Origin of the sequence: Mycobacterium sp. IS-1556 (assembly GCF_001499985.1) — a bacterium.
Taxonomy (GTDB): Bacteria; Actinomycetota; Actinomycetes; order Mycobacteriales; family Mycobacteriaceae; genus Mycobacterium.
The window spans coordinates 1-1,287 of record NZ_LQIM01000033.1; the positions used below are offsets into that span (position 1 = coordinate 1).

The following is a 1,287-nucleotide window of genomic DNA, read 5'->3' on the forward strand; positions in this document are numbered from 1 at the left end:
CTGGCGAGTCCCCGATACTGAGTCCACCCGGTTCTCGAGTCGGGGTTAGTTTGATCCGTTCTCAGTTAATGCTGCAGACCACCGGGGTGTGGGTGCACCTGCAGGCGGCAGCGTACTCGGCCGGCGTGCGGTAGCCCAGGGCCGAGTGGCGGTGTCGGTGATTGTGCTCGTGCTTGAAGTCGCCGATGACCACGCGGGCCTCGAACAGGGTGTGCCAGTAGTTGCGGTTGAGGCACTCCTTCCTGAGTCTGTTGTTGAACGATTCGATGTAGCCGTTGTCCCACGGACAGCCCGGCGGGATGTAGACCATCCCGGTCTTGTCCTCGCAGAACCGTTGCAGCGCTTGAGAAACCATTTCCGGTCCGTTATCGAGACGCAGCACCTTCGGCGGGCCACCGTGGGCAGCGAATACCTCCTTCAGTTCCTCGACCAGACGATCGCCGGTGATGGAGCGCTCCACCAGGTCCAGCAGCGACTCGCGGGTGTGCTCGTCGATCATCGAGGCGATCTTGATGGCTTTGCCGTCGATGGTGGAGTCGAACTGGAAGTCGATCGCCCACACCACCTTCGGCGCATCGGCGATGACCGGCGGCACCGAGGAGACGCCGGCCCGCTTACGCGGCGAGACGACCTTGACCTGCAGGCCCTCTTCGCGCCACAGCCGGTGGATCTTCTTCTTGTTGATCTCACGGCGCTCGTCGTAACGCAGCGCCGCCCAGGCGCGCCGGAACCCATGGCAGGGGTGTTTGGTGGCGTAGGCGCGCAGCCAAACCCTCATTTCGGCGTCCGGATCGGCCCGGGGTCTGCGCGAGCGGCAGGCGGCGGTAGGTGGAGCGGGCCAGCCCAACGGCTTTGCACGCCAACCGTTCCGACATACTCAGCGTCTCCTTGAGCATGTCCACGGCGCGGCGCTTGGCAGCTGGGCTCAGAATTTTCCCTTGGCGACCTCCCGCAGGGCATCCTTCTCCAGCTCAGCATCGGCCAGCAGCCGTTTGAGGCGGGCGTTCTGCTCGCGCAGCTCCTTGAGTTCCTTGGCGGCGTCGGTGTCCATGCCGCCGTAGGTGCGCCGCCAGTTGTACAGCGTCGCCGGCGACACCTGCAGCTCGGCAGCGATCTCCTCGCCGGTCTTGCCCTCGGCAGCCAACTCATCGGCACGGCGCAGCTTACGCACGATGTCCTCCGCGGAATTCCGCTTCCGACCAGCCATGTGTTTCATCGTCCCTTCTGGCCCGACATCGGGCCACAGGACTCTAAAACTGGTTGGACTCATTCACTGGGAACACGCCA

The 1,287-nt window shown here is 64.3% G+C and carries 1 pseudogene; it reads right to left on the minus strand.

What is annotated here, in order from left to right:
* Positions 1–61 precede the first annotated feature (61 nt).
* A pseudogene (locus tag AU187_RS25500) lies at positions 62–1,207 on the minus strand (IS3 family transposase).
* Between the last annotated feature and the right edge of the window lie 80 nt (positions 1,208–1,287).